At 65.1% G+C, this 20,785-nt stretch carries 35 protein-coding genes; all 35 read right to left on the bottom strand.

Annotated elements, in window-relative coordinates; genetic code table 11:
- Nucleotides 1–11 precede the first annotated feature (11 nt).
- Nucleotides 12–1,427, bottom strand: coding sequence for a Do family serine endopeptidase (locus C0481_RS20880; RefSeq protein WP_293407552.1), 1,416 nt, complete (start codon nt 1,425–1,427; stop codon nt 12–14).
- Between the two features lie 66 nt (nt 1,428–1,493).
- Entirely contained in the window at nt 1,494–2,792 is a 1,299-nt protein-coding gene (locus C0481_RS20875; RefSeq protein WP_293407550.1) for a TCR/Tet family MFS transporter, read from the bottom strand.
- 60 nt (nt 2,793–2,852) lie between these two features.
- Nucleotides 2,853–3,317, bottom strand: a complete 465-nt coding sequence (locus C0481_RS20870; RefSeq protein WP_293407548.1) for an SRPBCC family protein — start codon at nt 3,315–3,317, stop codon at nt 2,853–2,855.
- The gene (locus C0481_RS20865; RefSeq protein WP_293407546.1) at nt 3,314–3,646 is read right to left on the bottom strand and encodes a metalloregulator ArsR/SmtB family transcription factor; all 333 of its coding nucleotides are present in this window, start codon (nt 3,644–3,646) and stop codon (nt 3,314–3,316) included. The genes C0481_RS20870 and C0481_RS20865 overlap by 4 nt, the downstream gene beginning before the upstream one ends.
- Nucleotides 3,643–4,086, bottom strand: a complete 444-nt coding sequence (locus tag C0481_RS20860) for a VOC family protein (RefSeq protein WP_293407543.1) — start codon at nt 4,084–4,086, stop codon at nt 3,643–3,645. Before C0481_RS20860 ends, C0481_RS20865 begins: the two co-directional genes overlap by 4 nt.
- 18 nt (nt 4,087–4,104) lie before the next feature.
- A complete protein-coding gene (locus C0481_RS20855) occupies nt 4,105–4,560 on the bottom strand; it encodes a VOC family protein (protein ID WP_293407541.1) in 456 nt (151 codons plus the stop codon).
- Nucleotides 4,561–4,663: 103 nt separating this feature from the next.
- Nucleotides 4,664–5,128, bottom strand: a complete 465-nt coding sequence (locus tag C0481_RS20850; RefSeq protein WP_293407539.1) for a hypothetical protein — start codon at nt 5,126–5,128, stop codon at nt 4,664–4,666.
- 114 nt (nt 5,129–5,242) lie between these two features.
- The gene (gene rplQ, locus C0481_RS20845; RefSeq protein ID WP_293407537.1) at nt 5,243–5,659 is read right to left on the bottom strand and encodes a 50S ribosomal protein L17; all 417 of its coding nucleotides are present in this window, start codon (nt 5,657–5,659) and stop codon (nt 5,243–5,245) included.
- 219 nt (nt 5,660–5,878) lie between these two features.
- Entirely contained in the window at nt 5,879–6,895 is a 1,017-nt protein-coding gene (locus tag C0481_RS20840) for a DNA-directed RNA polymerase subunit alpha (RefSeq protein WP_293407535.1), read from the bottom strand.
- Between the two features lie 80 nt (nt 6,896–6,975).
- Nucleotides 6,976–7,365: a 30S ribosomal protein S11 gene (gene rpsK, locus C0481_RS20835; RefSeq protein ID WP_056018114.1), complete on the bottom strand. Its 390-nt coding sequence runs from the start codon at nt 7,363–7,365 to the stop codon at nt 6,976–6,978.
- Between the two features lie 12 nt (nt 7,366–7,377).
- Entirely contained in the window at nt 7,378–7,746 is a 369-nt protein-coding gene (gene rpsM, locus C0481_RS20830) for a 30S ribosomal protein S13 (RefSeq protein ID WP_056018113.1), read from the bottom strand.
- A 201-nt stretch (nt 7,747–7,947) separates the two neighbouring features.
- Nucleotides 7,948–8,511 carry an adenylate kinase gene (locus tag C0481_RS20825; protein WP_293407532.1) on the bottom strand — a complete coding sequence of 188 codons (564 nt, stop codon included), beginning with the start codon at nt 8,509–8,511 and terminating at the stop codon, nt 7,948–7,950.
- Nucleotides 8,512–8,559: 48 nt separating this feature from the next.
- Entirely contained in the window at nt 8,560–9,909 is a 1,350-nt protein-coding gene (gene secY / locus C0481_RS20820; RefSeq protein WP_293407530.1) for a preprotein translocase subunit SecY, read from the bottom strand.
- A 157-nt stretch (nt 9,910–10,066) separates the two neighbouring features.
- Complete coding sequence (gene rplO, locus C0481_RS20815) at nt 10,067–10,549, bottom strand: 50S ribosomal protein L15 (RefSeq protein WP_293407528.1); 483 nt, start codon at nt 10,547–10,549, stop codon at nt 10,067–10,069.
- Between the two features lie 136 nt (nt 10,550–10,685).
- Nucleotides 10,686–10,865, bottom strand: coding sequence for a 50S ribosomal protein L30 (gene rpmD / locus C0481_RS20810; protein ID WP_183777092.1), 180 nt, complete (start codon nt 10,863–10,865; stop codon nt 10,686–10,688).
- 3 nt (nt 10,866–10,868) lie between these two features.
- Nucleotides 10,869–11,477, bottom strand: coding sequence for a 30S ribosomal protein S5 (gene rpsE / locus C0481_RS20805; protein WP_183777093.1), 609 nt, complete (start codon nt 11,475–11,477; stop codon nt 10,869–10,871).
- A 10-nt stretch (nt 11,478–11,487) separates the two neighbouring features.
- Nucleotides 11,488–11,841 (bottom strand): 50S ribosomal protein L18, encoded by a 354-nt coding sequence (rplR, locus tag C0481_RS20800; RefSeq protein ID WP_293407525.1) that lies wholly within the window; start codon nt 11,839–11,841, stop codon nt 11,488–11,490.
- A gap of 3 nt (nt 11,842–11,844) precedes the next feature.
- On the bottom strand, nt 11,845–12,378 hold the full coding sequence (gene rplF / locus C0481_RS20795) for a 50S ribosomal protein L6 (protein WP_293407523.1): 534 nt from the start codon (nt 12,376–12,378) through the stop codon (nt 11,845–11,847).
- A gap of 1 nt (nt 12,379) precedes the next feature.
- Complete coding sequence (rpsH, locus tag C0481_RS20790) at nt 12,380–12,775, bottom strand: 30S ribosomal protein S8 (RefSeq protein WP_056018098.1); 396 nt, start codon at nt 12,773–12,775, stop codon at nt 12,380–12,382.
- Nucleotides 12,776–12,785: 10 nt separating this feature from the next.
- On the bottom strand, nt 12,786–13,091 hold the full coding sequence (rpsN, locus tag C0481_RS20785; protein WP_056018096.1) for a 30S ribosomal protein S14: 306 nt from the start codon (nt 13,089–13,091) through the stop codon (nt 12,786–12,788).
- A gap of 21 nt (nt 13,092–13,112) precedes the next feature.
- Complete coding sequence (rplE, locus tag C0481_RS20780) at nt 13,113–13,673, bottom strand: 50S ribosomal protein L5 (RefSeq protein ID WP_293407517.1); 561 nt, start codon at nt 13,671–13,673, stop codon at nt 13,113–13,115.
- A complete protein-coding gene (gene rplX, locus C0481_RS20775; protein WP_056018092.1) occupies nt 13,666–13,980 on the bottom strand; it encodes a 50S ribosomal protein L24 in 315 nt (104 codons plus the stop codon). Before rplX ends, rplE begins: the two co-directional genes overlap by 8 nt.
- Nucleotides 13,980–14,348, bottom strand: coding sequence for a 50S ribosomal protein L14 (gene rplN, locus C0481_RS20770; RefSeq protein WP_056018090.1), 369 nt, complete (start codon nt 14,346–14,348; stop codon nt 13,980–13,982). The genes rplX and rplN overlap by 1 nt, the downstream gene beginning before the upstream one ends.
- A gap of 15 nt (nt 14,349–14,363) precedes the next feature.
- Nucleotides 14,364–14,615, bottom strand: a complete 252-nt coding sequence (gene rpsQ, locus C0481_RS20765) for a 30S ribosomal protein S17 (RefSeq protein WP_056018088.1) — start codon at nt 14,613–14,615, stop codon at nt 14,364–14,366.
- A 13-nt stretch (nt 14,616–14,628) separates the two neighbouring features.
- Entirely contained in the window at nt 14,629–14,823 is a 195-nt protein-coding gene (rpmC, locus tag C0481_RS20760) for a 50S ribosomal protein L29 (protein ID WP_267231792.1), read from the bottom strand.
- Complete coding sequence (gene rplP / locus C0481_RS20755) at nt 14,823–15,251, bottom strand: 50S ribosomal protein L16 (RefSeq protein WP_183777101.1); 429 nt, start codon at nt 15,249–15,251, stop codon at nt 14,823–14,825. Before rplP ends, rpmC begins: the two co-directional genes overlap by 1 nt.
- A gap of 9 nt (nt 15,252–15,260) precedes the next feature.
- Nucleotides 15,261–16,019 (bottom strand): 30S ribosomal protein S3, encoded by a 759-nt coding sequence (gene rpsC / locus C0481_RS20750; RefSeq protein ID WP_056018083.1) that lies wholly within the window; start codon nt 16,017–16,019, stop codon nt 15,261–15,263.
- Nucleotides 16,019–16,399 carry a 50S ribosomal protein L22 gene (gene rplV, locus C0481_RS20745; protein ID WP_056018081.1) on the bottom strand — a complete coding sequence of 127 codons (381 nt, stop codon included), beginning with the start codon at nt 16,397–16,399 and terminating at the stop codon, nt 16,019–16,021. The genes rpsC and rplV overlap by 1 nt, the downstream gene beginning before the upstream one ends.
- A 2-nt stretch (nt 16,400–16,401) precedes the next feature.
- Nucleotides 16,402–16,680: a 30S ribosomal protein S19 gene (gene rpsS / locus C0481_RS20740; protein ID WP_183777103.1), complete on the bottom strand. Its 279-nt coding sequence runs from the start codon at nt 16,678–16,680 to the stop codon at nt 16,402–16,404.
- Between the two features lie 3 nt (nt 16,681–16,683).
- Entirely contained in the window at nt 16,684–17,520 is an 837-nt protein-coding gene (gene rplB / locus C0481_RS20735; RefSeq protein WP_293407511.1) for a 50S ribosomal protein L2, read from the bottom strand.
- Nucleotides 17,521–17,524: 4 nt separating this feature from the next.
- Entirely contained in the window at nt 17,525–17,824 is a 300-nt protein-coding gene (locus tag C0481_RS20730; protein ID WP_056018075.1) for a 50S ribosomal protein L23, read from the bottom strand.
- Complete coding sequence (rplD, locus tag C0481_RS20725) at nt 17,824–18,462, bottom strand: 50S ribosomal protein L4 (RefSeq protein WP_267231788.1); 639 nt, start codon at nt 18,460–18,462, stop codon at nt 17,824–17,826. Before rplD ends, C0481_RS20730 begins: the two co-directional genes overlap by 1 nt.
- Nucleotides 18,462–19,226 carry a 50S ribosomal protein L3 gene (gene rplC / locus C0481_RS20720; protein WP_293407507.1) on the bottom strand — a complete coding sequence of 255 codons (765 nt, stop codon included), beginning with the start codon at nt 19,224–19,226 and terminating at the stop codon, nt 18,462–18,464. Before rplC ends, rplD begins: the two co-directional genes overlap by 1 nt.
- Before the next feature lie 15 nt (nt 19,227–19,241).
- Nucleotides 19,242–19,550 carry a 30S ribosomal protein S10 gene (rpsJ, locus tag C0481_RS20715; protein WP_056018070.1) on the bottom strand — a complete coding sequence of 103 codons (309 nt, stop codon included), beginning with the start codon at nt 19,548–19,550 and terminating at the stop codon, nt 19,242–19,244.
- A 305-nt stretch (nt 19,551–19,855) separates the two neighbouring features.
- Nucleotides 19,856–20,683 (bottom strand): DUF2807 domain-containing protein, encoded by an 828-nt coding sequence (locus tag C0481_RS20710; protein ID WP_293407504.1) that lies wholly within the window; start codon nt 20,681–20,683, stop codon nt 19,856–19,858.
- Between the last annotated feature and the right edge of the window lie 102 nt (nt 20,684–20,785).

Below are 20,785 nucleotides of genomic sequence, written 5' to 3'. Positions count from 1 at the left end.
TGGGGCGAGCGTCAGGTCCGGAAGTTGGCGGTGATCTCCTGGCCATTGCGCTCGATGGTCACCTGCCACTGACCGCCGCCGGAGCCGAGTACGCCCGTCAGTTCCCGCACGCTGCCGATCTCGCGGCCGTTGACCTTGCGGACCAGGTCGCCCGGGCGCAGGCCGGCGTTCATCGCAAAGCCGCGACTGATGTTGGTCACCAGCACGCCGCGGCCGGCGAACGGATCGATGCCCAGTTCCTCGGCCACCGCCGGGGACAGGTTCATGACCGTCGCCCCGTCGAACGGATTGCGCCCCGAGATCACCTGCTCGTCCTTGGCCGGGGTCGCCGGCGGCGCCTCGGCGCGGAGGGTCAGGGTCTGCTCGCCACTACCGCGGCGCACGCCCAGCTTGATGCTGTCCCCCGGCCGCCGCGAGGAGACGGCATAGGCCACCGCCGCCGCGTCGACCGCGGGACGGCCATCGACCGAGACGATGACGTCGCCCTGGCGCAGGCCTGCGCGCGCGGCCGGACCGTTCGGCCAGATGTCGGCCACCAGCGCGCCCTGCGGCACGCTCATGCCCATGCTGCGAGCCAGCTCTGCGGTGACCGTCTGGGTGCGCGCGCCCAGCCAGGGCCGCACGACCGCCTGCCCCCCGCCGGCGGCGGTTTCCACCACGCGCCTGACGATCGCCGCCGGCACAGCGAACCCGACGCCCGACGAAGTGCCCGAGCGCGAGAGAATGAAGCTGTTCACCCCGATCAAGTCGCCGTCCATGTCCACCAGTGCGCCGCCGGAGTTGCCCGGATTGATCGCCGCGTCGGTCTGGATGTAGGCGTTAGAGGCGTCACCGTTCGGGTCGGCCGTGCGGTTCAGGGCCGAGATGATCCCATTGGTGACCGTCTGGCCGACGCCGAAGGGGTCGCCGATGGCCAGCACCAGATCGCCGACCTGGGCCTCGCCGGAATCGTCGATCGCCAGGATCGGCAGGCGCTCATTGCCAACGTCGATTTTCAGCACGGCAAGATCCGTACGCGGGTCGGCCAGCAGAACACGGGCGGTGTACTCGCGGCGGTCGGCCAGGGCGACGGTGATCTCCTGCCCTCCTTCCACGACGTGGTTGTTCGTCACCACGATGCCGTCGGCGCGGACGATGACGCCAGAGCCCAGCGAGCCCTGGATCCGCTCGCGCGGGGCGCCCATGCCGAACATCTCCCAGAACGGATCGGCCCGCTGTCGCACCAGGCGCTTGGACGAGATGTTGACCACGGCCGGCGCCGCCCGCTTCACGACCGGCGCAAACGAGGACTTCATGGTCAGCGCGTCGCCTGGCGCGGCCCGGGACGGCTGGGCCAGCGGCGGGATCTGGGCGTTGGATTTGGCTGCAGGGTCAGAGCAGGCGGCCAGCAGGGCCAGGGCGGGAATCAGGACGCGAAAGGCGCGCATAGAGTCTCCAAGCATCGTCGTGCACCGGCACTCTCAGGAGTTTTCAGGCGCAATGATGGCGAAGGTCTAATCCTCATCGCGAGGTTGCGGAACACCTCGTTCCTCTTCCCCTTGCCTTTTGGTCGGCCGTCCAACTCTCAGGGACAAAAGGAAAGCGCAGACCAACAATCCCGCCGCCAGGTAAATGGCCAGGCCAGGCTGGTGCATCACACCATCGTGCCTGATCGACCAGGCGAAGGTCATGCCGAACACGATCGGCCCGATCACCGAGGCGATGCCCTGTAGCGCCTGGTTGGCGCCCTGCAGCTGTCCCTGCGCCGAGGGCTCGACGCGACGGGTCATCAGTCCTTGCAGGCCCGGCATCAGGAAGTTCATGAGCGCGAAAACCGGCACGCCGATCATGTAACTCCAGCCCGTGTTCGCCAGACCATAGATGGTGAAGCCAGCGGCCCCCGCCGCGGCCCCCAGCAACAGAGCGCCTCGCTCCCCGATGCGCGCGACGACCGGCCCGACGAGCAGGGTCTGCACCAGCACGCCGGCCAGGCCGGTGGCCATCATGGTCAGCCCCATGAAGCCCGGCGTCCAACCATAGCGATAGCCGGTGTAGAGCACGAAAATCGCCGGCAGCACGGTATGGGCCAGCTGGAACAGGAACCCGATGCTCGCCAAGCCTAGCAGCTCGTTGTGCGAGCGCAGGAAGCTGAGCGATCCCACCGGATTGGCGCGCTTCCAGTCGAACTTGGCGACGCGTTTCTCAGGCGGCAGCGACTCCGGGAGAATGAAGAAGCCGTAGAGCCAGTTGATGGTCGTCAGCCCCGCGGCCACGAAGAACGGCAGACGCAGGTCGATATCGCCGAGGAACCCGCCCAGCGCCGGCCCGACCAGGAAGCCGAAGGAGAACGCCGAGCCCATCCACCCGTACGCCTTGGCGCGTTTGCCCGGCGGCGTGACGTCGGCGACATAAGCGTTGGCGGTGGAGAAGCTGGCGGCCGTGAGGCCGTTGATGATGCGGCCGACAAACAGCCACATCAGACTGGGCGCTAGGGCCATGAACAGGAAGTCGATCGCCAGACCGCCCAGCGACACCAGCAGGATCGGCCGGCGGCCGTAGCGGTCCGACAGCATGCCCAGGATCGGCCCGCAGAACAGCTGCATGACGCCCCAGACCGCGCCGAACACCACGTTCCACTCGGAGGCCGCGGCGGTGTCGCCGCCAGTGAACTCTTTGATCAGGTTGGGCAGCACCGGGATCATGATCCCGAACGAGACGGCGTTGATCACCGCCGCAGCGAAGATGAACCGGAACGCACCTGCCCAGCGCCTGTCGTCGGCCACGCCGCCGGCGCTCTCTGCTCGGTCGGTCATGACATCCTCCGTTCGGCCGCTCCGGGCCGTTTCGATCTATGAACTATCATGTTCAGGCCCTTAGGCCGACGTATCGCGATAGGATGTCAGCAGCCTTTGCCACCACTCGGCCAGGCGCATCAGCAGCGCCTGATCGGGGAAGCCATGGCGGGCTGCGCCCTCCGGAACCTGATCGAAGCCGCGATGCTCGACGCTGACACGCGTCTCTTCGCCAACCGCCTCGAACCGCACCTCAACCTCAGTATGAAGTTCAGGCGGGAAGTTCGCCTGGCGCCACGAGAAGACCAGCCGCGACGGGGGCTCCCAGGCGCGTATCCGCCCGATCTCGAACACCTTGCCGTTCGCCAGGGTCTCGGTCAGACGACCGCCCGCCCTCGGTTCGAAGGCCAGCACGCCTGGCGCGCGTGGCGTCGTCTGGAACAGCCCGTTGGGTCGCCACCAGGCGCCGATCTCGCCGACGAAGGCCGCGAACGCCCGCTCCGGCGGCGCCTTCACCCGCAGCGCGACGAAGACCTTCGAGGTCACGGCGTCTTCTCGACATGCGCCTTGAACGCGACGAGCTGTTCGCTCCAAAGCCGCTCGCTCTCTTCCAGCCAGCGCAACAGATGCACCATGGGTTCGGGCCTCAAGGCGTAGATGCGGACGCGTGCGTCGAACTGGGGGTGGCTCTCCTCCACCAGCCCGCTTTCCCGCAGCGTCCGCAGGTGACGGCTCATGGTTGGCGGCGAGAGGCCGAGCTCGCGAGCCAGTTCCCCCGCCGGGCGCGGCCCCCGGGCCAGCAGATCAACGACCTGCCGGCGGTAGGGATCAGCCAGCGCGGCAAGGGTCGAGTCGACCTGTCGCGCCGCGTTCATCGCCAGCCGGTGATCTTCAGGCCGCTGGCGGCCTCGGCGTCTTCGCGGCTCACAGCCTGAACGGTCTGCGACACGGTCCAGATGTGTCCTTCAGGATCGCGGCAGCGATAGGTTTTGTCCCCGTAGAACTGCATCTGCGGCTCGGCGTCGATGATCGCGCCGGCCGCCTTGGCGCGGGCGAAGTGCTCGTCGAGATCTGTGTCGATCTGGATGTGGACGGTCTGGGTGTTCTTGCCGCCGACGGACTTCGGGCTCTTGTGGTCAGCGCTCCATTCCTGGCCGACCATCACGTAGCTGTCGCCGAATTCCATTTGCGAGTGGGCGACATTGCCCTCGGCGTCTTCCAGCAGCATCGCCAACTCGAACCCGAAGGCTTTCTCCAGCCACGCCAAGGCGGCCTTGGGATCCTGATAGAACACGGCGGAGCGCAAACCGGACATGACGTTCTCCCTTCAGTTTCAAGCTTTGATGGTGTGGCCGGTGGCCCGTTCCATCTCTTCGACGGACAGCGCCTGGACGGTCTGGCCGAACGACCAGGGATGATCTTCAAGGTCGCGGCAGGTGAAGACACGGTCGCCGTAGGGCTGATCCGCGGGCTCGCGCTCTATGACCGCGCCGGCGGCGCGAGCGCGCTCGCAGACCGCATCGACGCCCTCCGCCAGTTGCACGTGCACCGACTGAGTAGCCCGGCCGCCGAAGGCCGCGGGACTGACCGCGCGTCCGCTGGGCGGCCCGACGACCATGATGTAGCCGTCATGAAGGACGAGTTCGGAGTGGATCACCCCACCCTGGCCGTCCTCGACCACCATGCGGGTCTCGAAACCGAAGGCGTTCTCGAGCCAGGCGATCGCGGCCATCGGGTCACGATACCAGAGCAATGGACCGATTGTCGGCAGCTTCGCGCGATCACTCATGTCAGGCCTCCCGGCCAATGGCGCCGCCGGCGGCCGCGTCAGGCTGCTCGTCGGCGCCGATCAATCGATTTCAAAATCATACAATATTTTCCGTTTATAGCAATTACTTTTCGGACGGGCGACGCGGGCGCTGCCTCGCCGAGATCGACTTGACGACCGTTCGGAACGGTTGGGCGGGATCCAGCTGCGGGCGGGCCCGGCGTAGCGCCTGATCCAGCAGCGCGGCCACCCCGGCGGACTGCAGGCGGTCCGCGGTCTCGAGGACCACGTGTCGGATCCGGCTCCCCTCGCCCTTCAACAGACCGTCGGGATCATCGAGCGTCGCGCCGTGAGCCAGGAACAGGCTGATCCAGCGGGGATAGGCGGCGATCGAACAGATGACGTCGGCGAGCCGCTCAGTCGGGCCATAAGCGATCGCGAGGGCGTTGTAGTTGTCGTAGACCAGCTCGAGCGCGCCTGGCAGCCGCGCGCGCATGATCGCGCGGGCCGCCCGGATCTGCGCTGCGATCGCCTGATCGTACTTGTCGATGAAGCCCTCGACCTGGGCTTGGGTCTGCGGCGCATTCATCCGGCCAGCATGCGCCCAGGACTATCCGCGCGCCAGGAGACGACCTCCCGGCAACGCAAAAGCCCCGGATGTTTCCATCCGGGGCTCTGAAAGTCTGCAGACTGCAGGCTGGCCTTATTCGTCGGCGAAGCCGACGTCCTGGACCGGGCCCGAATCCTTGCCCTTTTCGGCCGGGTCGCGATCGACGAACTCGATCACGGCCAGCGGGGCGTTGTCGCCGTAGCGGTAGCCGGCCTTCAGGACGCGGATGTAGCCGCCCTGACGTTCCTTGTAGCGCGGGCCGAGGACGGCGAAGAGCTTGCCGACCTGCTCGACGTCGCGAACCTTGCTGATCGCCTGACGGCGAGCATGCAGGTCGCCGCGCTTGGCCAGGGTGACCAGCTTTTCGACGACCGGGCGCAGTTCCTTGGCCTTCGGCAGAGTCGTGACGATCTGCTCGTGCTTGATCAGGCTCGCCGCCATGTTGGCGAACATCGCGGTGCGGTGGGCGGTCGTACGACCGAGTTTGCGGTGGGCTTTGCCGTGACGCATTTCATTTCTCCAGGGTCGCTCGACCCGCTGGACGCCCCCCGACCTGCGGGATCACATCCTTGCCTAACCAAGTCCCAGCCCGCTCCCGCCTGGGTCAAAACGAAGCGCCGGAGCCCTCACCCGCAATTGCGGCTTCATCGGGCCCTTGCCGCCAAAGCGGCTTGGAGTCAGCGCAGAGTCCATAAGAACCGAGGCCCGCCAGGCGGGCCTCGGAGGGTCTTACATCTGATCGTCGAACTTCTTGGCGAGTTCTTCGATGTTTTCCGGCGGCCAGTTCGGCACGTCCATGCCGAGATGCAGGTTCATGCCCGCGAGCACTTCCTTGATCTCGTTCAGCGACTTGCGGCCGAAGTTCGGAGTGCGGAGCATTTCCGCCTCGGTCTTCTGGATCAGGTCGCCGATGTAGACGATGTTGTCGTTCTTCAGGCAGTTCGCCGAGCGGACCGAGAGCTCGAGCTCGTCGACCTTCTTCAGCAGCGCCGGGTTGAACGGCAGTTCCGGCTTGCTCTCGCCTTCGACCTTCTTCTTCGGCTCTTCGAAGGTGATGAAGATCTGCAGCTGGTCCTGGAGGATGCGGGCGGCGAAGGCCACCGCGTCCACCGGCGAAATCGCGCCGTTGGTTTCCACTTCCATGATCAGCTTATCGTAGTCGAGGCTCTGGCCCTGGCGGGTGGGCTCGACGCGATAGGCGACGCGCTTGACCGGCGAATAGAGGCTGTCGACGGCGATGAGGCCGATCGGAGCATCTTCCGGACGGTTACGCTCGGCCGGGACATAGCCCTTGCCGTTGTTGACCGTGAACTCCATGCGCACGGTGGCGCCGTCGTCCAGCGTGCAGAGCACGTGGTCAGGATTCAGGATCTCGATGTCCGACGGGACTTCGATTTGGCCGGCGGTCACAGCGCCCGGGCCGGTGGCCTTCAGCGTCATGCGCTTGGGGCCCTCGGCGTGCATGCGCAGCGCCAGTTGCTTGATGTTGAGGACGATGTCGACAACGTCCTCGCGAACGCCTTCCAGCGACGAGAACTCATGCACCACGCCGTCGATCTGGACGGCGGTGACGGCCGCGCCCTGCAGCGACGACAGCAGCACCCGGCGGAGGCTGTTGCCGAGCGTCACCCCGAAACCGCGCTCGAGCGGCTCGGCCACCAGACGCGCCTTGCGGTTCGCGTCGGTTCCGGCCTCGATCAGCGGCTTCTCGGGACGGATGAGCTCGTTCCAGTTTCTTTCGATCACGTAGAGATGTCCCTCGAAACGCAGGATCGCCGGACACGAAGAGCTCGGTCCGGCGCGTGGGGAGTGCGGTACTGCGGTACTTAGACCCGCCGGCGCTTGGGCGGCCGGCAGCCGTTGTGCGGAATGGGGGTCACGTCGCGAATGGTGGTGATCGTCATACCGACGGCCTGCAGCGCGCGGAGCGCCGACTCACGGCCCGAACCCGGACCCGAGACGTTCACTTCCAGCGTCTTCACGCCGTGCTCGGCGGCCTTACGGCCAGCGTCCTCGGCCGCCATCTGCGCGGCGTACGGGGTCGACTTCCGAGAACCCTTGAAGCCCATCATACCGGCCGACGACCAGGAGATGGTGTTCCCCTGCGCGTCCGTGATGGTGATCATGGTGTTGTTGAACGAGGCGTTCACGTGCGCCACGCCCGAGGTGATGTTCTTGCGTTCGCGACGTTTGACGCGCGCCGGTTCCTTGGCCATCGCTAAGCTCTCTTACTTCTTCTTGCCGGCGATCGGCTTGGCCGGACCCTTGCGGGTACGGGCGTTCGTGTGGGTGCGCTGACCGCGGACCGGGAGGCCCTTACGGTGACGCAGGCCGCGGTAGCAGGCCAGGTCCATCAGACGCTTGATGTTGACCGCCGTCTCGCGACGCAGATCGCCCTCAACGAGGTAGTCGCGGTCGATCGCTTCGCGGATCTGCAGCACCTCAGCGTCGGACAATTGATTGACGCGGCGAGCGTCCTCAATGCCAACCTTCTGGACGATCTCCTTGGCTTTCGCCTGGCCGATCCCATGGATGTACTGCAGCGCAATAACGACGCGCTTGTTAGTCGGAATGTTGACGCCAGCGATACGGGCCACGCGTTGAATCTCCTAGTCACGCAGAGAAGCGCGAACGGCGCCCCGGCCCAGAATCCCGTATGGGAAGGCCGGCACGTCCTTCGCGCCCTTTCGCGGAAGCGCACCGTTATAGGGAACGTTGCGTTTCCGTCAATGGAGCAATCGCAGGAATCTGAAGCTTTTCAGAATTCCGCAATCGCTGGGCGGGTTTGTCGCCGGTCGTCAGGCCTTGAGGGCCTGGTCGATTCCGGCGGCGACGTCCTCGATCGACCCCATGCCGTCCAGCTCGACCAGTTTTTTCTGGTCCTGATAGTACGGCAGCAAGGGTGCGGTCTGGTCGTTGTAGGCCGAGAGCCGCACCTTGAAGCTCTCGGGGTTGTCGTCGGGGCGACCCGATTCGGCGAAGCGACCGGCGACCCGCTGCAGCAGCTGTTCGTCGTCCACTTTCAGGCGCAGCACTAGATCGATTCGCGATCCGCGCTTGGCCAGCATCTCATCCAGCGCCCTGGCTTGGGCCAAGGTCCGCGGAAAGCCGTCGAAGATCGCCCCGCCGGCCGCCTCGGCCTCCGGCAGACGCTCCTCGATCAGCGCGATGACGATCTCGTCGGTGACCAGTTCGCCACGCTGCATCACGCCCTCGACCCGCTTGCCAAGCTCGGAGCCCGAAGCGATCGCGGCCCGCAGCATGTCTCCGGTGGAGAGCTGGACCATCTTGCGGGAGTCCACCAGCCGTTTGGCCTGGGTTCCCTTGCCCGCCGCAGGCGGGCCGAACAGGATCAAATTCATCGTCAAAACATCCCCCTCCCCGGCCGCCCCTTTCGGCCGGTCCGATCCCTAGCGCCCGCGTCCGCCGCGGAGCTTGGATTTCTTGATCAGGCCTTCGTACTGGTGGGCCAGCAGGTGCGACTGGATCTGCGTCACCGTATCCATGGTCACGCTGACCACGATCAGGATCGAGGTCCCGCCCAGATAGAACGGCGCCTTGAAGTAGCCGATCAGCGCTTCCGGCATCAGACAGACCAGCGTGATGTACGCCGCGCCGATCACCGTCAGGCGCGTCAGCACATAGTCGAGATACTCGGCCGTCCGCTTGCCCGGGCGAATCCCCGGCAGGAAGCCGCCGTACTTGCGCAGGTTCTCGGCGGTGTCGTCCGGATTGAACACGACCGAGGTGTAGAAGAAGCAGAAGAAGATGATCAGCAGCGCATAGAGCACCATGAACGCCGGGCGTCCGTGCTGCAGCTGGCCCACCATCCCGGGCAGCCATTGCGCCCAGGCCGGCAGGTCGGCGGTCGCCAGGAAGCCCATCGCGGTCGTCGGCAGCAACAGCAGCGACGAGGCGAAGATCGGCGGGATGACGCCGGCGGTGTTGATCTTCAGCGGCAGGAACGAGGTGTCGCCGCCGAACATGCGGTTGCCTTGCTGGCGCTTGGGATACTGCACCAGCAGCCGGCGCTGCGAGCGCTCCATGAAGACGATGGCGAACACGACGGCGATGGCCAAGGCGATGATCGCGAACATCGCGAACGGCGACAGCGAACCGGTCCGCGTCATCGTGAACATCTGCCAGACGCCCTGCGGCAGCACCGCGACGATGCCGGCGAAGATGATCAGCGACACGCCGTTGCCGACGCCGCGGCTGGTGATCTGCTCGCCCAGCCACATCAGGAACAGGGTCCCGCCGGTCAGGGTCACGACCGTCGAAGCCAGGAAGAACAGGCCGGGGTTCAACACCAGGCCAGGGCTGTTCTGCAGCCCGGTGGCGATGGCGAAGGATTGGAACAGCGCCAGGATCACCGTCAGATAACGGGTGTACTGGTTGAGCGTCTTGCGCCCCGCCTCCCCGCCTTCCTTACGCAGCTTCTCCCACGGCGGATAAACCGTGCCGAGCAGCTGAACGATGATGGAGGCCGAGATGTACGGCATCACGTTCAGCGAGAAGATCGCCATCCGCTGGACGGCGCCCCCCGAGAACATGTTGAACATCCCCAGGATGCCCTGCGCCTGGCCTTGGAAGGCCTGGGCGAACGCCGCCGGGTCGATGCCCGGGATCGGGATGTAGGTCCCGAGGCGATAGACGATCAGCGCACCCAGGGTGAAGAGGATGCGCTTGTGCAGCTCCGTCGCCTTTTGGAAGGCGCCGAAGTTCATATTCGCTGCGAGCTGTTCGGCGGCCGAAGCCATTTAGAACCCCAGACTAAAGGACCGGACGTACATAGGGCGTCCGTCCTGCGCTGTCATCCGGCCGCCTTGCCTCACCCTCCCCCAAAGATGTGGAAGCGGGCTAGGCCGGCGCCGGACGATCAGCGTGGGTCCCCGCGCTGAAAGCGCGGAGAGCGGCTTACTCGGCGGCTTCGACGACCGGAGCGGTCGTGGTGACCTTGCCGCCAGCCTTTTCGACAGCGGCTTTGGCCGAGGCCGAGGCCGAGTAGACGGTGATTTCGATCTTCGACTTCAGCTCGCCCTTGCCGAGCAGCTTCACGCCGTCCTTTTCACGACGCAGCACGCCGGCGGCGACCAGCGCCGCACCGTCGATGGCCTTCTTGGCGTCGAGCTTGCCGGCGGCGATCGCCTGCTCCAGACGCCACAGGTTCACTTCCGCGAACTCCTTGGCGAAGGGGTTGTTGAAGCCGCGCTTCGGCATCCGCATGTGCAGCGGCATCTGGCCGCCTTCGAAGCCGTTGATCGACACGCCGGTGCGGGACTTCTGGCCCTTCACACCGCGACCGCCGGTCTTGCCCTTGCCCGAACCCGGGCCGCGGCCGACGCGCATGCGATTCTTGGTGGAGCCTTCGCGCGGCGAAAGTTCGTTGAGCTTAGTCATGTGACGCCTCTCCTTGGAGATCTGTCGCCCAGGGCGCCGCCCCGGACTCGGCTGAAAAGAAAACTCTGGCCGCCGAAACGGCCGAAGAGGCGACGCTTTTGGCGCCGCCTCTCCTAAACGTCCAGTCGAAAGGCGCTTAGCCTTCGATCACTTCCACCATGTGATGGACCTTGGCGATCATCCCGCGAACCGACGGGGTGTCTTCCAGGACCGACACGCGGCCGATGCGGTTCAGGCCGAGACCGATGAGGGTCGCGCGCTGATCGCTCTTGCGGCGGATGGGGCTCGCCGTCTGACGAACGGTCACCTTAGCCATGGATTACTCTCCGTCAGCGGCGGCGACCGCAGCGCTGTCAGCCTTGCGGCCCAGCACGTCGGCGACCTTCTTGCCGCGCTTGGCGGCGACCTGGCGGGGCGAAGACTGAGCCTTCAGCGCCTCGAAGGTCGCGCGCACCATGTTGTAGGGGTTCGACGAGCCGACCGACTTGCCGACGACGTCCTGGACGCCGAGGGTTTCGAGCACCGCACGCATCGGACCGCCGGCGATGACGCCGGTGCCCGGAGGCGCCGAGCGGACCATGACCTTGCCAGCGCCCCAACGGCCAGCGCCGTCGTGGTGCAGGGTGCGGCTCTCGCGAAGCGGCACGCGGATCATCGACTTCTTGGCTTCCTCGGTCGCCTTGCGGATGGCTTCCGGCACTTCACGCGCCTTGCCATGACCGTAGCCGACGCGGCCCTTCTGATCACCGACCACCATCAGGGCGGCGAACGAGAAGCGACGGCCGCCCTTCACAGTGGCGGCGACGCGGTTGATGTGCACCAGCTTCTCGACGATGTCGGATTCGGCGCGCTCTTCCGCTTGATTGCCGCGGTTGCGGTCACGACGGCCTTGGCCGTCACCACCACGTTGTTCGTTTCCACGAGCCATCAGCGTACCCCTAGAAGTTCAGGCCGGCTTCGCGCGCGGCGTCGGCCAGGGCTTTCACCCGGCCGTGGTAGATGTAACCGCCACGATCGAAGACGACGTCCTTGACGCCCTTTTCGATGGCGCGTTGCGCCACGAGCGCGCCCACACGGGCGGCAGCGTCCTTGTCAGAACCCTTTTGCTTGTCGCCCTCGAGGGTCGAGGCGGCAGCCAGGGTCACGCCGCGTTCATCATCGATGACCTGGGCGTAGATGTTCTTGGACGAGCGGAAGACCGACAGACGCGGCCGACCATTCGCCACCGACCGCAGACGGATGCGGTTGCGCTCGGCACGCCGCTTGGCGGTATCACGGGGTTTAAGAGCCATGACCTACTTCTTCTTGCCTTCCTTGCGGCGAACCTTCTCGCCGGCATAACGGACGCCCTTGCCCTTATAGGGCTCCGGCGGACGCAGGCGGCGGATCTTCGAGGCGATCTCGCCGACGGCTTGCTTATCGATGCCCGAGATCTTGATCTCGGTCTGCTTCGGCGTGGCGAACGTGATCCCGGCGGGCGGGGGCACGTCGACGTCGTGGCTGAAGCCGAGCTGCATGGAGAGCGCCTGGCCCTTCATCGCAGCGCGGTAACCGACGCCGACCAGTTCGAGGGTCTGCTCGAAGCCCTGGGTCACGCCGGTCACCATGTTGCTCACCAGGGTGCGCGACAGGCCCCACATGGCTTGCGCCCGGGTCGAGTCGACGCGCTTGGAGAGCAGGAGCTCAGCGCCTTCCTGCTTCACTTCGATTTCTTCGGCCACGGTCCAGGCGAGTTGGCCCTTGGGCCCCTTCACCGTGACGGTCTGGCCGTCGATGGTCACCGTCACGCCCGCGGGGACGGCGACCGCCTTCTTTCCAATCCGCGACATCTTAGTAGACCCGCAACAGGACTTCGCCGCCCACGTTCGCGTCACGCGCGGCCGTGTCCGACATGACGCCCTTCGGCGTCGACAGGATCGAGATACCCAGGCCGTTCTTGATCGGCTTCAGGTCCTTGATCGACGAGTAGACGCGGCGGCCCGGCTTCGAGATCCGGCGGATCTCAGCGATCACCGGCTGGCCGTCGAAGTACTTCAGCTCGATCTCGAATTCCGGGAAAGCGCCCGGCTTCTGAACGAGTTGGTAGCCGCGGATGTAGCCTTCCTCGGCGAGCACGTCGAGGACGCGCGCGCGCATCTTCGAGGCCGGCGTGGAAACCTTCGAACGGCCGCGGGTGGCGGCGTTCTTGATGCGGGCGATCATATCGCCAACGGGGTCGTTCACCATGAGACCCTCCTCACCAGCTCGACTTGACGAGGCCAGGAATCTGGCCGTTAGAGCCCAGTTCGCGCAGCGCGATCCGGCTCATCTTAAGCTTGCGGTAGTAGGCGCGCGGACGGCCCGTGACTTCGCAACGATTACGGATGCGGGTCTTGGACGAGTTACGCGGCAGTTCGGCGAGCTTCAGGCGCGCTTCGAAGCGTTCTTCGAGCGGCAGGCTCTCGTCGTTGGCGATCGCCTTGAGTTCTTCGCGCTTGTTGGCGAATTGCTTCACCAGCTTGCGGACCATCTCGTTGCGATTGACGGCGCTTTTCTTGGCCATTTGTTCTTTCCTTCCCGCCGCTTACGCTTGAACGAACGGGAACTGGAATTCCTTGAGAAGCGCGCGCGCTTCGTCGTCGGTCTTCGCAGTCGTGGCGACGATGATGTCCATGCCCCACATTTGATCGATCTGGTCGTAGTTGATCTCCGGGAACACGATGTGCTCCTTCAGACCCATGGCGTAGTTGCCACGACCGTCGAACGAGGTGGGCTTCAGGCCCCGGAAGTCCTTCACGCGCGGCAGCGCGATCGTGATCAGGCGGTCCAGAAACTCGTACATGCGGTCCGAACGAAGGGTGACCTTCGCACCGATGACCATGCCTTCGCGCAGCTTGAAGCCGGCGATGGAGTTACGAGCCTTGGTCGGCTGCGGCTTCTGACCGGCGATCTTCGCCAGGTCGGCGATCGCCGAGTTGACCTTCTTGGAGTCCGAGACGGCTTCACCGATGCCCATGTTCAGGACGATCTTGTCCAGCTTGGGGATCTGCATCTCGTTCGTGTAGCCGAACTGCTCCTTCATCGCGGCGCGGATGCGCGCGCGATATTCGGACTTCAGCCGGGGTTCATAAGCTTGCTCAGCCATTGATCACCTCACCGGTCGTCTTGGCGACGCGGACCTTCTTGTCGCCTTCGACCCGGAAGCCGACGCGGGTCGGCTTGCCCTTGGAGTCGACGATCGCCACGTTCGAGATGTGGAGCGCCGCTTCCTTGTTCTTGATGCCGCCTTGCGGGTCGGTCTGCGTCGGACGGGTGTGGCGCTGAACCATGTTCAGGCCTTCGACCACGACGCGGTCTTCCTTCGGCAGCACGCGCAGGACGGCGCCTTGACGGCCCTTGTCCTTGCCCGTGAGGACAACAACGCGGTCGCCCTTCTTAATCTTCGCGGCCATTACAGCACCTCGGGAGCGAGCGAGATGATCTTCATGTGGTTCTTCGCGCGCAGTTCACGGGGAACCGGGCCAAAGATCCGCGTGCCGATCGGCTCGGATTGCTTGTTGACGATCACGGCGGCGTTCTTGTCGAAACGGATCACCGAACCGTCCTTGCGCTTGATCGCGGAGGACGTGCGCACGACGATCGCCTGCAGCACGTCACCCTTCTTCACGCGACCGCGCGGGATCGCTTCCTTCACGGAGACGACAATCTTGTCGCCAACGCCGGCGTAGCGGCGACCAGCGCCACCAAGCACCTTGATGCACATCACACGACGGGCGCCGGAATTGTCGGCGACCTCGAGGTTAGTCTGCATCTGAATCATGGGATGAGACTTTCTTTAGGAGGCTTGCTGGTCAGCGCCCTTCGGCAGCGCTTCCCAGGTCTTGGTTTTCGACTTCGGAGCGCATTCGATGATGCGCGCGATGTCGCCGGCCTTGTAGACGTTCGCCTCGTCATGGGCGTGGTACTTCTTCGACCGACGAACGGTCTTCTTCAGCACCGGATGCAGGAAGGTACGCTCGACCTTCACCACGATCGTCTTGTCGCCCTTGTCCGAGACGACGACGCCTTCGAGAATTCGCTTCGGCATGTTCGTTGTCTCCTTACGCCGCGGTCTGCTTGGCGTGCAGGACGGTCTTGATCCGCGCGATGTCCTTACGGACTTCGTTCACGCGGTGGGTCTTCTCGACCTGGCCGGTCGCCGCCTGGAAGCGCAGGTTGAACTGCTCTTTCTTCAGGTTCAGCAGGGCCTCGCCGAGTTGGTCGGGCGTCATGCCCCGGATATCGTCGATCTTCATCACGCGTGCTCCACGGCGGCGTCGATGCGGGTGACGATACGGGTCTTCACCGGAAGCTTGGCGGCGCCGAGGCGCAGGGCTTCACGAGCGACATCGTCCGGCACGCCGTCGATTTCAAACATGATACGGCCAGGGTGAACGCGCGCGGCCCAGTACTCGACCGCGCCCTTGCCCTTACCCATCCGCACTTCAGCCGGCTTGTCGGTGACCGGAACGTCCGGGAAGATCCGGATCCACACGCGACCTTGGCGCTTCATCTGGCGAGTGATCGCCCGACGAGCCGCTTCGATTTGGCGCGCGGTGATGCGTTCCGGTTCGACGGACTTCAGACCATAGGAGCCGAAGTTCAGCGAGAAGCCGCCCTTCGCAACGCCATGGATCTTGCCCTTGAACTGCTTGCGGTACTTGGTCTTTTTCGGAGACAGCATGGCTCTACCTTAGGCTCCAGCTTGCTCACGACGGTCGCGACGCGGACCGCGATCGCCGCGGTCGCCACGTTCACGTCCGCCGCCCTCACCGGCCGGGCCGGATTCGGTGGCCAGGCGCTTGTCGAGAGCCATCGGGTCGTGGTCCAGGACCTCGCCCTTGAAGACCCACACCTTCACGCCAATGATGCCGTAGGTGGTCGAGGCTTCGGTCACGCCGTAGTCGATGTCGGCCCGGAGGGTGTGACGCGGAACGCGGCCCTCGTGATACGACTCGGTACGGGCGATTTCGGCGCCGCCCAGACGGCCGGCGACTTCGATGCGCATGCCCTTGGCGCCCAGACGCATCGCGCTTTGCAGCGAACGCTTCATGGCGCGGCGGAACGCGACGCGGCGCTCGAGCTGCTGGGCGATGTTCTCGGCCACCAGCTGGGCGTCGGTTTCCGGCTTACGGATTTCGACGATGTTCAGGTGAACTTCGCCTTCCGTGATCGCCGCAACGTCCTTGCGCAGCTTGTCGATGTCCGCACCCTTCTTGCCGATGATCACGCCAGGGCGCGCGGCATAGATGGTGATGCGGCACTTCTTGTGGGGACGCTCAATGATGATCCGCGAAACGCCCGCTTGATACAGGCGCTTCTTCAGCTGCTTACGGATCTTGATGTCCTCATGCAGGAGCTTGCCGTAATCCGCCTTCTTGGCGAACCAACGCGAGTCCCACGTGCGGTTGATGCCGAGGCGAAGCCCGACCGGATTGACTTTCTGACCCATCAGGCGGCCTCACCCAATTCGCGGACCACGATGGTGATCTCGCTGAACGGCTTTTCGATGCGCGAAGCACGACCGCGAGCGCGGGCGGCGAAGCGCTTCATCACCAGGTTCTTGCCCACGAAGGCCTCGGCGACGACCAGGTTGTCGATGTCGAGGTTGTGGTTGTTCTCGGCGTTCGAGATGGCCGAGTAGAGCGCCTTGCGCACATCGCGAGCGATGCGCTTGTGGCTGAACTCCAGCTCGTTGAGGGCGCGCTGCACCTTCAGACCGCGGATCGACTGAGCCACGAGGTTCAGCTTGCGCGGGCTGGTGCGCAGAGTCGTCACCTTGGCCATCGCCTCAACGCCGGTCAGCCGGCGCGCTTTAGCTTGCTTTGCCATGGTTACTTCCTCTTGGCCTTCTTGTCGGCCGCGTGGCCAGGGAAGTACCGGGTCGGAGCGAACTCGCCGAGCTTCATGCCGACCATGTCTTCGCTGATAAGCACGGGGACGTGCTTTTGGCCGTTGTGCACGCCGAACGTCAGGCCGACGAACTGCGGCATGATGGTCGAGCGGCGCGACCAGGTCTTGATGACGTCCTTGCGGCCCGACGACAGAGCGTTGTCGGCCTTCTTGAGGAGGTATCCGTCGACGAACGGACCTTTCCAGACGGAACGGGTCATGGCTTAGCGAGCCTTCCGAGCGTGGCGCGAACGGATGATGTACTTATCCGTCGCCTTGTTGGTGCGGGTCTTCGAGCCCTTGGTCGGCTTGCCCCACGGGGTGACCGGGTGGCGGCCGCCGGAGGTGCGGCCTTCGCCGCCGCCGTGCGGGTGATCGACCGGGTTCATGACGACGCCGCGGACGTGCGGGCGGAAGCCCATGTGACGCGTGCGGCCGGCCTTGCCCAGAACCTGGTTCATATGATCCTGGTTCGACACGGCGCCGACGGTGGCCATGCAGGTGTCCTGCACCATCCGCAGTTCGCCCGAGCCCAGACGGATCTGAGCGTAGCCGGCGTCACGGCCGACCAGCTGAGCGTAGGCGCCAGCCGAACGAGCCATCTGGCCGCCCTTGAGGGGCTTCAGTTCGATATTGTGGATGATCGTGCCGATCGGCATGCCACGGAGCGGCATGGCGTTGCCCGGCTTCACGTCAGCCTTTTCGGCGGCGATGACGACGTCACCGGCCTTCAGGCGTTGCGGAGCCAGGATGTAGGCCAGCTCGCCGTCCTCATACTTGATGAGGGCGATGAACGCCGTACGGTTCGGGTCATACTCGAGACGCTGAACGGTCGCCGGCACGTCGAACTTACGACGCTTGAAGTCGACCTTACGGTACAGGCGCTTGGCGCCGCCGCCGCGGAAGCGGACAGCGATGCGGCCGTTACCGCCGCGACCGCCCGACTTGGTCAGGCCTTCGACGAGCGACTTTTCCGGACGGCCCTTGTGGAGCTCGGACCGGTCGACCAGCACGAGGCCGCGACGGCCCGGCGAGGTCGGATTGAAATGCTTCAGAGCCATCGAACTAGAGCCCCGTGGTGATGTCGATCGACTGGCCTTCGGCCAGGGTCACGACAGCTTTCTTGACGTCCGAGCGACGGCCCGGACGGCCGCGGAAACGCTTGGTCTTGCCCTTCACCACCAAGGTGTTGACCTTGGTGACGTTGACCTTGAACAGCGCTTCAACAGCGGCGGCGATTTCATCCTTGGTCGCATCGTTGGCGACGCGGAAGACGACCTTGTTCTGCTCCGAGAGCAGCGTGGCCTTTTCCGTGATCACCGGCGACAGGATGGCGTCGTAGTGGCGGGCGACGGGGTCGGCCATTACGCAGCTTCCTTCTCAGCAAAGCGCGCGTTGATCGCTTCGACCGCGTCCTTGGTCAGGACCAGGGTCTTGCGACGCAGCACGTCGTAGACGTTCAGGCCGGCGTTCGGCAGCACATCCACGTTCGGGATGTTGCGAGCGGCCATCGCGAAGTTCGCGTCGACCTCAGCGCCGGCGATGACCAGCGCGTTCTTCAGGCCGATCTTGTCGAAGTTGGCGCGCAGGGCCGAGGTCTTCACCTCGGTCAGGGCCACGCTGTCGACGACCACCAGAGCGCCCGACTTGACCTTCGAGGACAGCGCATGACGCAGGGCCAGGGCGCGGAACTTCTTGGTCAGGTCGAAGGCGTGGCTGCGCACGACAGGCCCGTGGGCCTTGGCGCCGCCGACGAACTGAGCCGCACGGCGCGAACCGTGACGGGCGCCGCCGGTGCCCTTCTGCTTGTACATCTTCTTGCCCGTACGAGAGACCTCGTTGCGGACCTGGATCTTGTGGGTGCCGGCGCGGCGCTTGGCGAGCTGCCAAGTCACCATGCGCTGGAGGATGTCCCCGCGGATCTCGTCGATGCCGAAGACGGCGTCGGACAGTTCGATCGAACCGCCCTTCCCGCCGTCGAGTTTGATGACGTCGAGTTTCATTACTGTTCTTCGCCCCCAGCTTGCGGCGCGTCGGCCGGAGCCTCTTCCACCGCAGGAGCCTCAGCAACCGGAGCCGCAGCCGCTTGGCCAGCCTTACGGAAGCCGCCCGGGACCGGGGCTTCAGCCGGACGAGCCGACTTCACCGCGTCGCGGATCTTCACGAAGGTGCCCTCGGTGCCGGGCACGGAGCCCTTCACGAGGATCAGGCCACGCTCGGCGTCGACCTTCCAGACGGTGACGTTCAGGGTGGTGACGGTCTCTTGGCCGAGATGGCCAGCCATCTTCTTGTTCTTGAAGGTCTTGCCCGGATCCTGGCGGTTACCGGTCGAACCATGGGCCCGGTGCGAAACCGAGACGCCGTGGGTCGCGCGCATGCCGCCGAAGTTCCAGCGCTTCATGGCGCCGGCGAAACCCTTACCGACCGTGAGGGCGGTGACGTCGACCTTTTGGCCGGCGACGAAGTGGTCGGCGGTGAACTCCGCGCCAACTTCGATCAGGTTCTCTTCGGTGACGCGGAATTCCGCGACTTCGCGCTTCGGCTCGACTTGAGCCTTGGCGAAGTGGCCGCGCAGGGCCTTCGAAGTGTTCTTGGCCTTCTTGGCGCCAGCACCGAGCTGGAGAGCCACATAGCCGTCTTTGTCCTGGGTGCGCTGACCCGTGACCTGGCAGCCTTCGAGGCTGAGAACGGTCACAGGAACATGGACGCCGCCTTCATCGAAGAAGCGAGCCATACCCAGTTTCTTGGCGATCACGCCGGTACGCATCGACCGATCCCCTTCTTAAAGCTTGATCTCGACGTCCACGCCGGCGGACAGGTCGAGCTTCATGAGCGCGTCCACGGTCTGCGGGGTGGGGTCGACGATATCGAGCACGCGCTTGTGCGTGCGGATTTCGAACTGCTCGCGCGACTTCTTATCGACGTGCGGCGAACGGTTGACGGTGAATTTTTCGATTTGCGTCGGCAGGGGGATGGGCCCCCGGACGGTCGCGCCGGTGCGCTTAGCCGTATTGACGATCTCGCGTGTGGAATGGTCCAGCACGCGGTGATCGAAGGCTTTGAGCCGGATGCGGATGTTCTGACGATCCATATCGCTCTTTAGTTTCCCCTACAGACGGCGGTCCGTCCGCGTGACATTGACCATTTCAAAGACCAACCCGAACGCCTCATAGGAGACATTCGTACGCGTAAGTCCGCAAAAACGACGTGAGCTCGCGCGAACAACTCGCGTGAGCCAAACCCGAAAGTCCGATTTCCACCGATTTTCGGGCCGTTCTGCGAACCGCGTCTGTGCTTCAAATCACTTCGAAGCACACAGCCGGTCCAACAGGAGGCGCGTCTATACGTGGGTGACTCGCCGGCGTCAAGACTTGCCGGCGCGTGGCCTCGCCCGCCCTAACCGATCACGACGTCGCCCGAGCCGAGGACGGCTTTGGACACCGCGCCCTTCACGGCCTTCACCTTGACGTCGCCCGACCCGGCGATGCGGGCCTTGAGCGACTCCGCCGGGCCGTCGACGACCACGCCGCCGGATCCGGCCACCGAAACAGTCATCGCCCCGACCTGGCCGGCGGCGATCTTCACGTCCCCCGAGCCGGCGATCTTGACGTCCAGCGGGCCGTCGAGCGAGGCCGTCCAGACATCGCCCGATCCGGCCAGGTTGACGTCCAGGGGGCCTTTGACAGCTTGGGTTTTGATGTCGCCGGACCCGGCCACGCGCAGGCTGGCGCGCCCCACGCTGCCGACATAGGTGTCGCCCGAACCGGCCTGGTTGAGCTTGAGCTGGCCGCTCACATTGGCCACCGTCCAGTCGCCGCAGCCGGCGTTTGACAGTTGCAGGCTGTCGGACTTGCCGATCGTCCCGAACACCGCGCCGCCGCTGTCGAGGTTCACGTCGCGGGGGGTGCGGATCACCACCTGCGGCATATTCGCATAGGCGATCGAGCCGACGCCGGCGACGTTGACCGAGGCGCGGCCGCCCTCCCCTTCGCAGCTGCGGATCTTGCGGTTCAGGCCGCCGTCCACCACAACCCTGCCGCCCTCGGTGCGGACCTGGACCGGCAGCTTGGGATGGCTGGACAGGAACTCCACCTTGATGTTGCTGCGCGCCTCCGGGATCACCGTGACGCGGACGACGGCGTCCTTGATCTCGACGGACTGCGCGTGCGCCGCGCCTGCCGCCAACGCCGCCCCGAGCCCGAGAACGATCACCGAAAGACGCATGTCTTTCCTCCGTCTAGCTGAACAACCTGGTCGCGACGGTAGGCCCCGCGGCCGTGGGGGTCAGCTTAATTCCGGGTCATGACTTAAGCTTCATCCGCCCCG

This window comes from Phenylobacterium sp., from assembly GCF_013822795.1.
Taxonomy (GTDB): domain Bacteria; phylum Pseudomonadota; class Alphaproteobacteria; order Caulobacterales; family Caulobacteraceae; genus Phenylobacterium.
The sequence above is the reverse complement of the archived record's forward strand: the minus strand, read 5'-3'. Positions and strand labels throughout refer to the sequence as shown.

Coding starts and splice junctions, on each gene's coding strand:
- rplP (WP_183777101.1), bottom strand. CDS start 15,251: ATGCTGTCTCCGAAAAAGACCAAGTACCGCAAGCAGTTCAAGGGCAAG.
- rpsH (WP_056018098.1), bottom strand. CDS start 12,775: ATGGTGAACGACCCCGTTGGCGATATGATCGCCCGCATCAAGAACGCC.
- C0481_RS20730 (WP_056018075.1), bottom strand. CDS start 17,824: ATGGCCGACCCCGTCGCCCGCCACTACGACGCCATCCTGTCGCCGGTG.
- C0481_RS20875 (WP_293407550.1), bottom strand. CDS start 2,792: ATGACCGACCGAGCAGAGAGCGCCGGCGGCGTGGCCGACGACAGGCGC.
- secY (WP_293407530.1), bottom strand. CDS start 9,909: ATGGCTTCGGCCGCCGAACAGCTCGCAGCGAATATGAACTTCGGCGCC.
- rplN (WP_056018090.1), bottom strand. CDS start 14,348: ATGATTCAGATGCAGACTAACCTCGAGGTCGCCGACAATTCCGGCGCC.
- rpmD (WP_183777092.1), bottom strand. CDS start 10,865: ATGGCTAAGGTGACCGTTCGTCAGACGGCGAGCCCCATCCGCCGCAAG.
- rpsQ (WP_056018088.1), bottom strand. CDS start 14,615: ATGCCGAAGCGAATTCTCGAAGGCGTCGTCGTCTCGGACAAGGGCGAC.
- rplR (WP_293407525.1), bottom strand. CDS start 11,841: ATGGCTCTTAAACCCCGTGATACCGCCAAGCGGCGTGCCGAGCGCAAC.
- rplQ (WP_293407537.1), bottom strand. CDS start 5,659: ATGCGTCACGGCAAAGCCCACCGCAAACTCGGTCGTACGACCGCCCAC.
- C0481_RS20860 (WP_293407543.1), bottom strand. CDS start 4,086: ATGTCCGGTTTGCGCTCCGCCGTGTTCTATCAGGATCCCAAGGCCGCC.
- rpsC (WP_056018083.1), bottom strand. CDS start 16,019: ATGGGTCAGAAAGTCAATCCGGTCGGGCTTCGCCTCGGCATCAACCGC.
- C0481_RS20850 (WP_293407539.1), bottom strand. CDS start 5,128: ATGAATGCGCCGCAGACCCAAGCCCAGGTCGAGGGCTTCATCGACAAG.
- C0481_RS20865 (WP_293407546.1), bottom strand. CDS start 3,646: ATGAACGCGGCGCGACAGGTCGACTCGACCCTTGCCGCGCTGGCTGAT.
- rplX (WP_056018092.1), bottom strand. CDS start 13,980: ATGGCCGCGAAGATTAAGAAGGGCGACCGCGTTGTTGTCCTCACGGGC.
- rpsN (WP_056018096.1), bottom strand. CDS start 13,091: ATGGCCAAGAAAAGCGCCGTCAATCGCAACGAGATGGTCCGCAAGCTG.
- rpsE (WP_183777093.1), bottom strand. CDS start 11,477: ATGGCTCGTGGAAACGAACAACGTGGTGGTGACGGCCAAGGCCGTCGT.
- rpsS (WP_183777103.1), bottom strand. CDS start 16,680: ATGACCCGTTCCGTCTGGAAAGGTCCGTTCGTCGACGGATACCTCCTC.
- rpmC (WP_267231792.1), bottom strand. CDS start 14,823: ATGAAGATCGACGATATCCGGGGCATGACGCCCGACCAACTCGGCGAG.
- rplE (WP_293407517.1), bottom strand. CDS start 13,673: ATGGCTGAGCAAGCTTATGAACCCCGGCTGAAGTCCGAATATCGCGCG.
- rplD (WP_267231788.1), bottom strand. CDS start 18,462: ATGAAACTCGACGTCATCAAACTCGACGGCGGGAAGGGCGGTTCGATC.
- C0481_RS20825 (WP_293407532.1), bottom strand. CDS start 8,511: ATGAATTTGATCCTGTTCGGCCCGCCTGCGGCGGGCAAGGGAACCCAG.
- C0481_RS20710 (WP_293407504.1), bottom strand. CDS start 20,683: ATGCGTCTTTCGGTGATCGTTCTCGGGCTCGGGGCGGCGTTGGCGGCA.
- rplC (WP_293407507.1), bottom strand. CDS start 19,226: ATGCGTACCGGCGTGATCGCCAAGAAACTGGGTATGGCTCGCTTCTTC.
- C0481_RS20880 (WP_293407552.1), bottom strand. CDS start 1,427: ATGCGCGCCTTTCGCGTCCTGATTCCCGCCCTGGCCCTGCTGGCCGCC.
- rpsK (WP_056018114.1), bottom strand. CDS start 7,365: ATGGCCAAGGAACCGGCGCGCGTCAAACGTCGCGAACGCAAGAACATC.
- rpsJ (WP_056018070.1), bottom strand. CDS start 19,550: ATGGATCGTCAGAACATCCGCATCCGGCTCAAAGCCTTCGATCACCGC.
- rplO (WP_293407528.1), bottom strand. CDS start 10,549: ATGACTAAGCTCAACGAACTTTCGCCGCGCGAAGGCTCCACCAAGAAT.
- rplF (WP_293407523.1), bottom strand. CDS start 12,378: ATGTCGCGGATTGGAAAGAAGGCGGTCGCCGTCCCCGCGGGCGTGACG.
- rplB (WP_293407511.1), bottom strand. CDS start 17,520: ATGGCTCTGAAGCATTTCAATCCGACCTCGCCGGGCCGTCGCGGCCTC.
- rplV (WP_056018081.1), bottom strand. CDS start 16,399: ATGGCAAAGCAAGCTAAAGCGCGCCGGCTGACCGGCGTTGAGGCGATG.
- C0481_RS20855 (WP_293407541.1), bottom strand. CDS start 4,560: ATGAGTGATCGCGCGAAGCTGCCGACAATCGGTCCATTGCTCTGGTAT.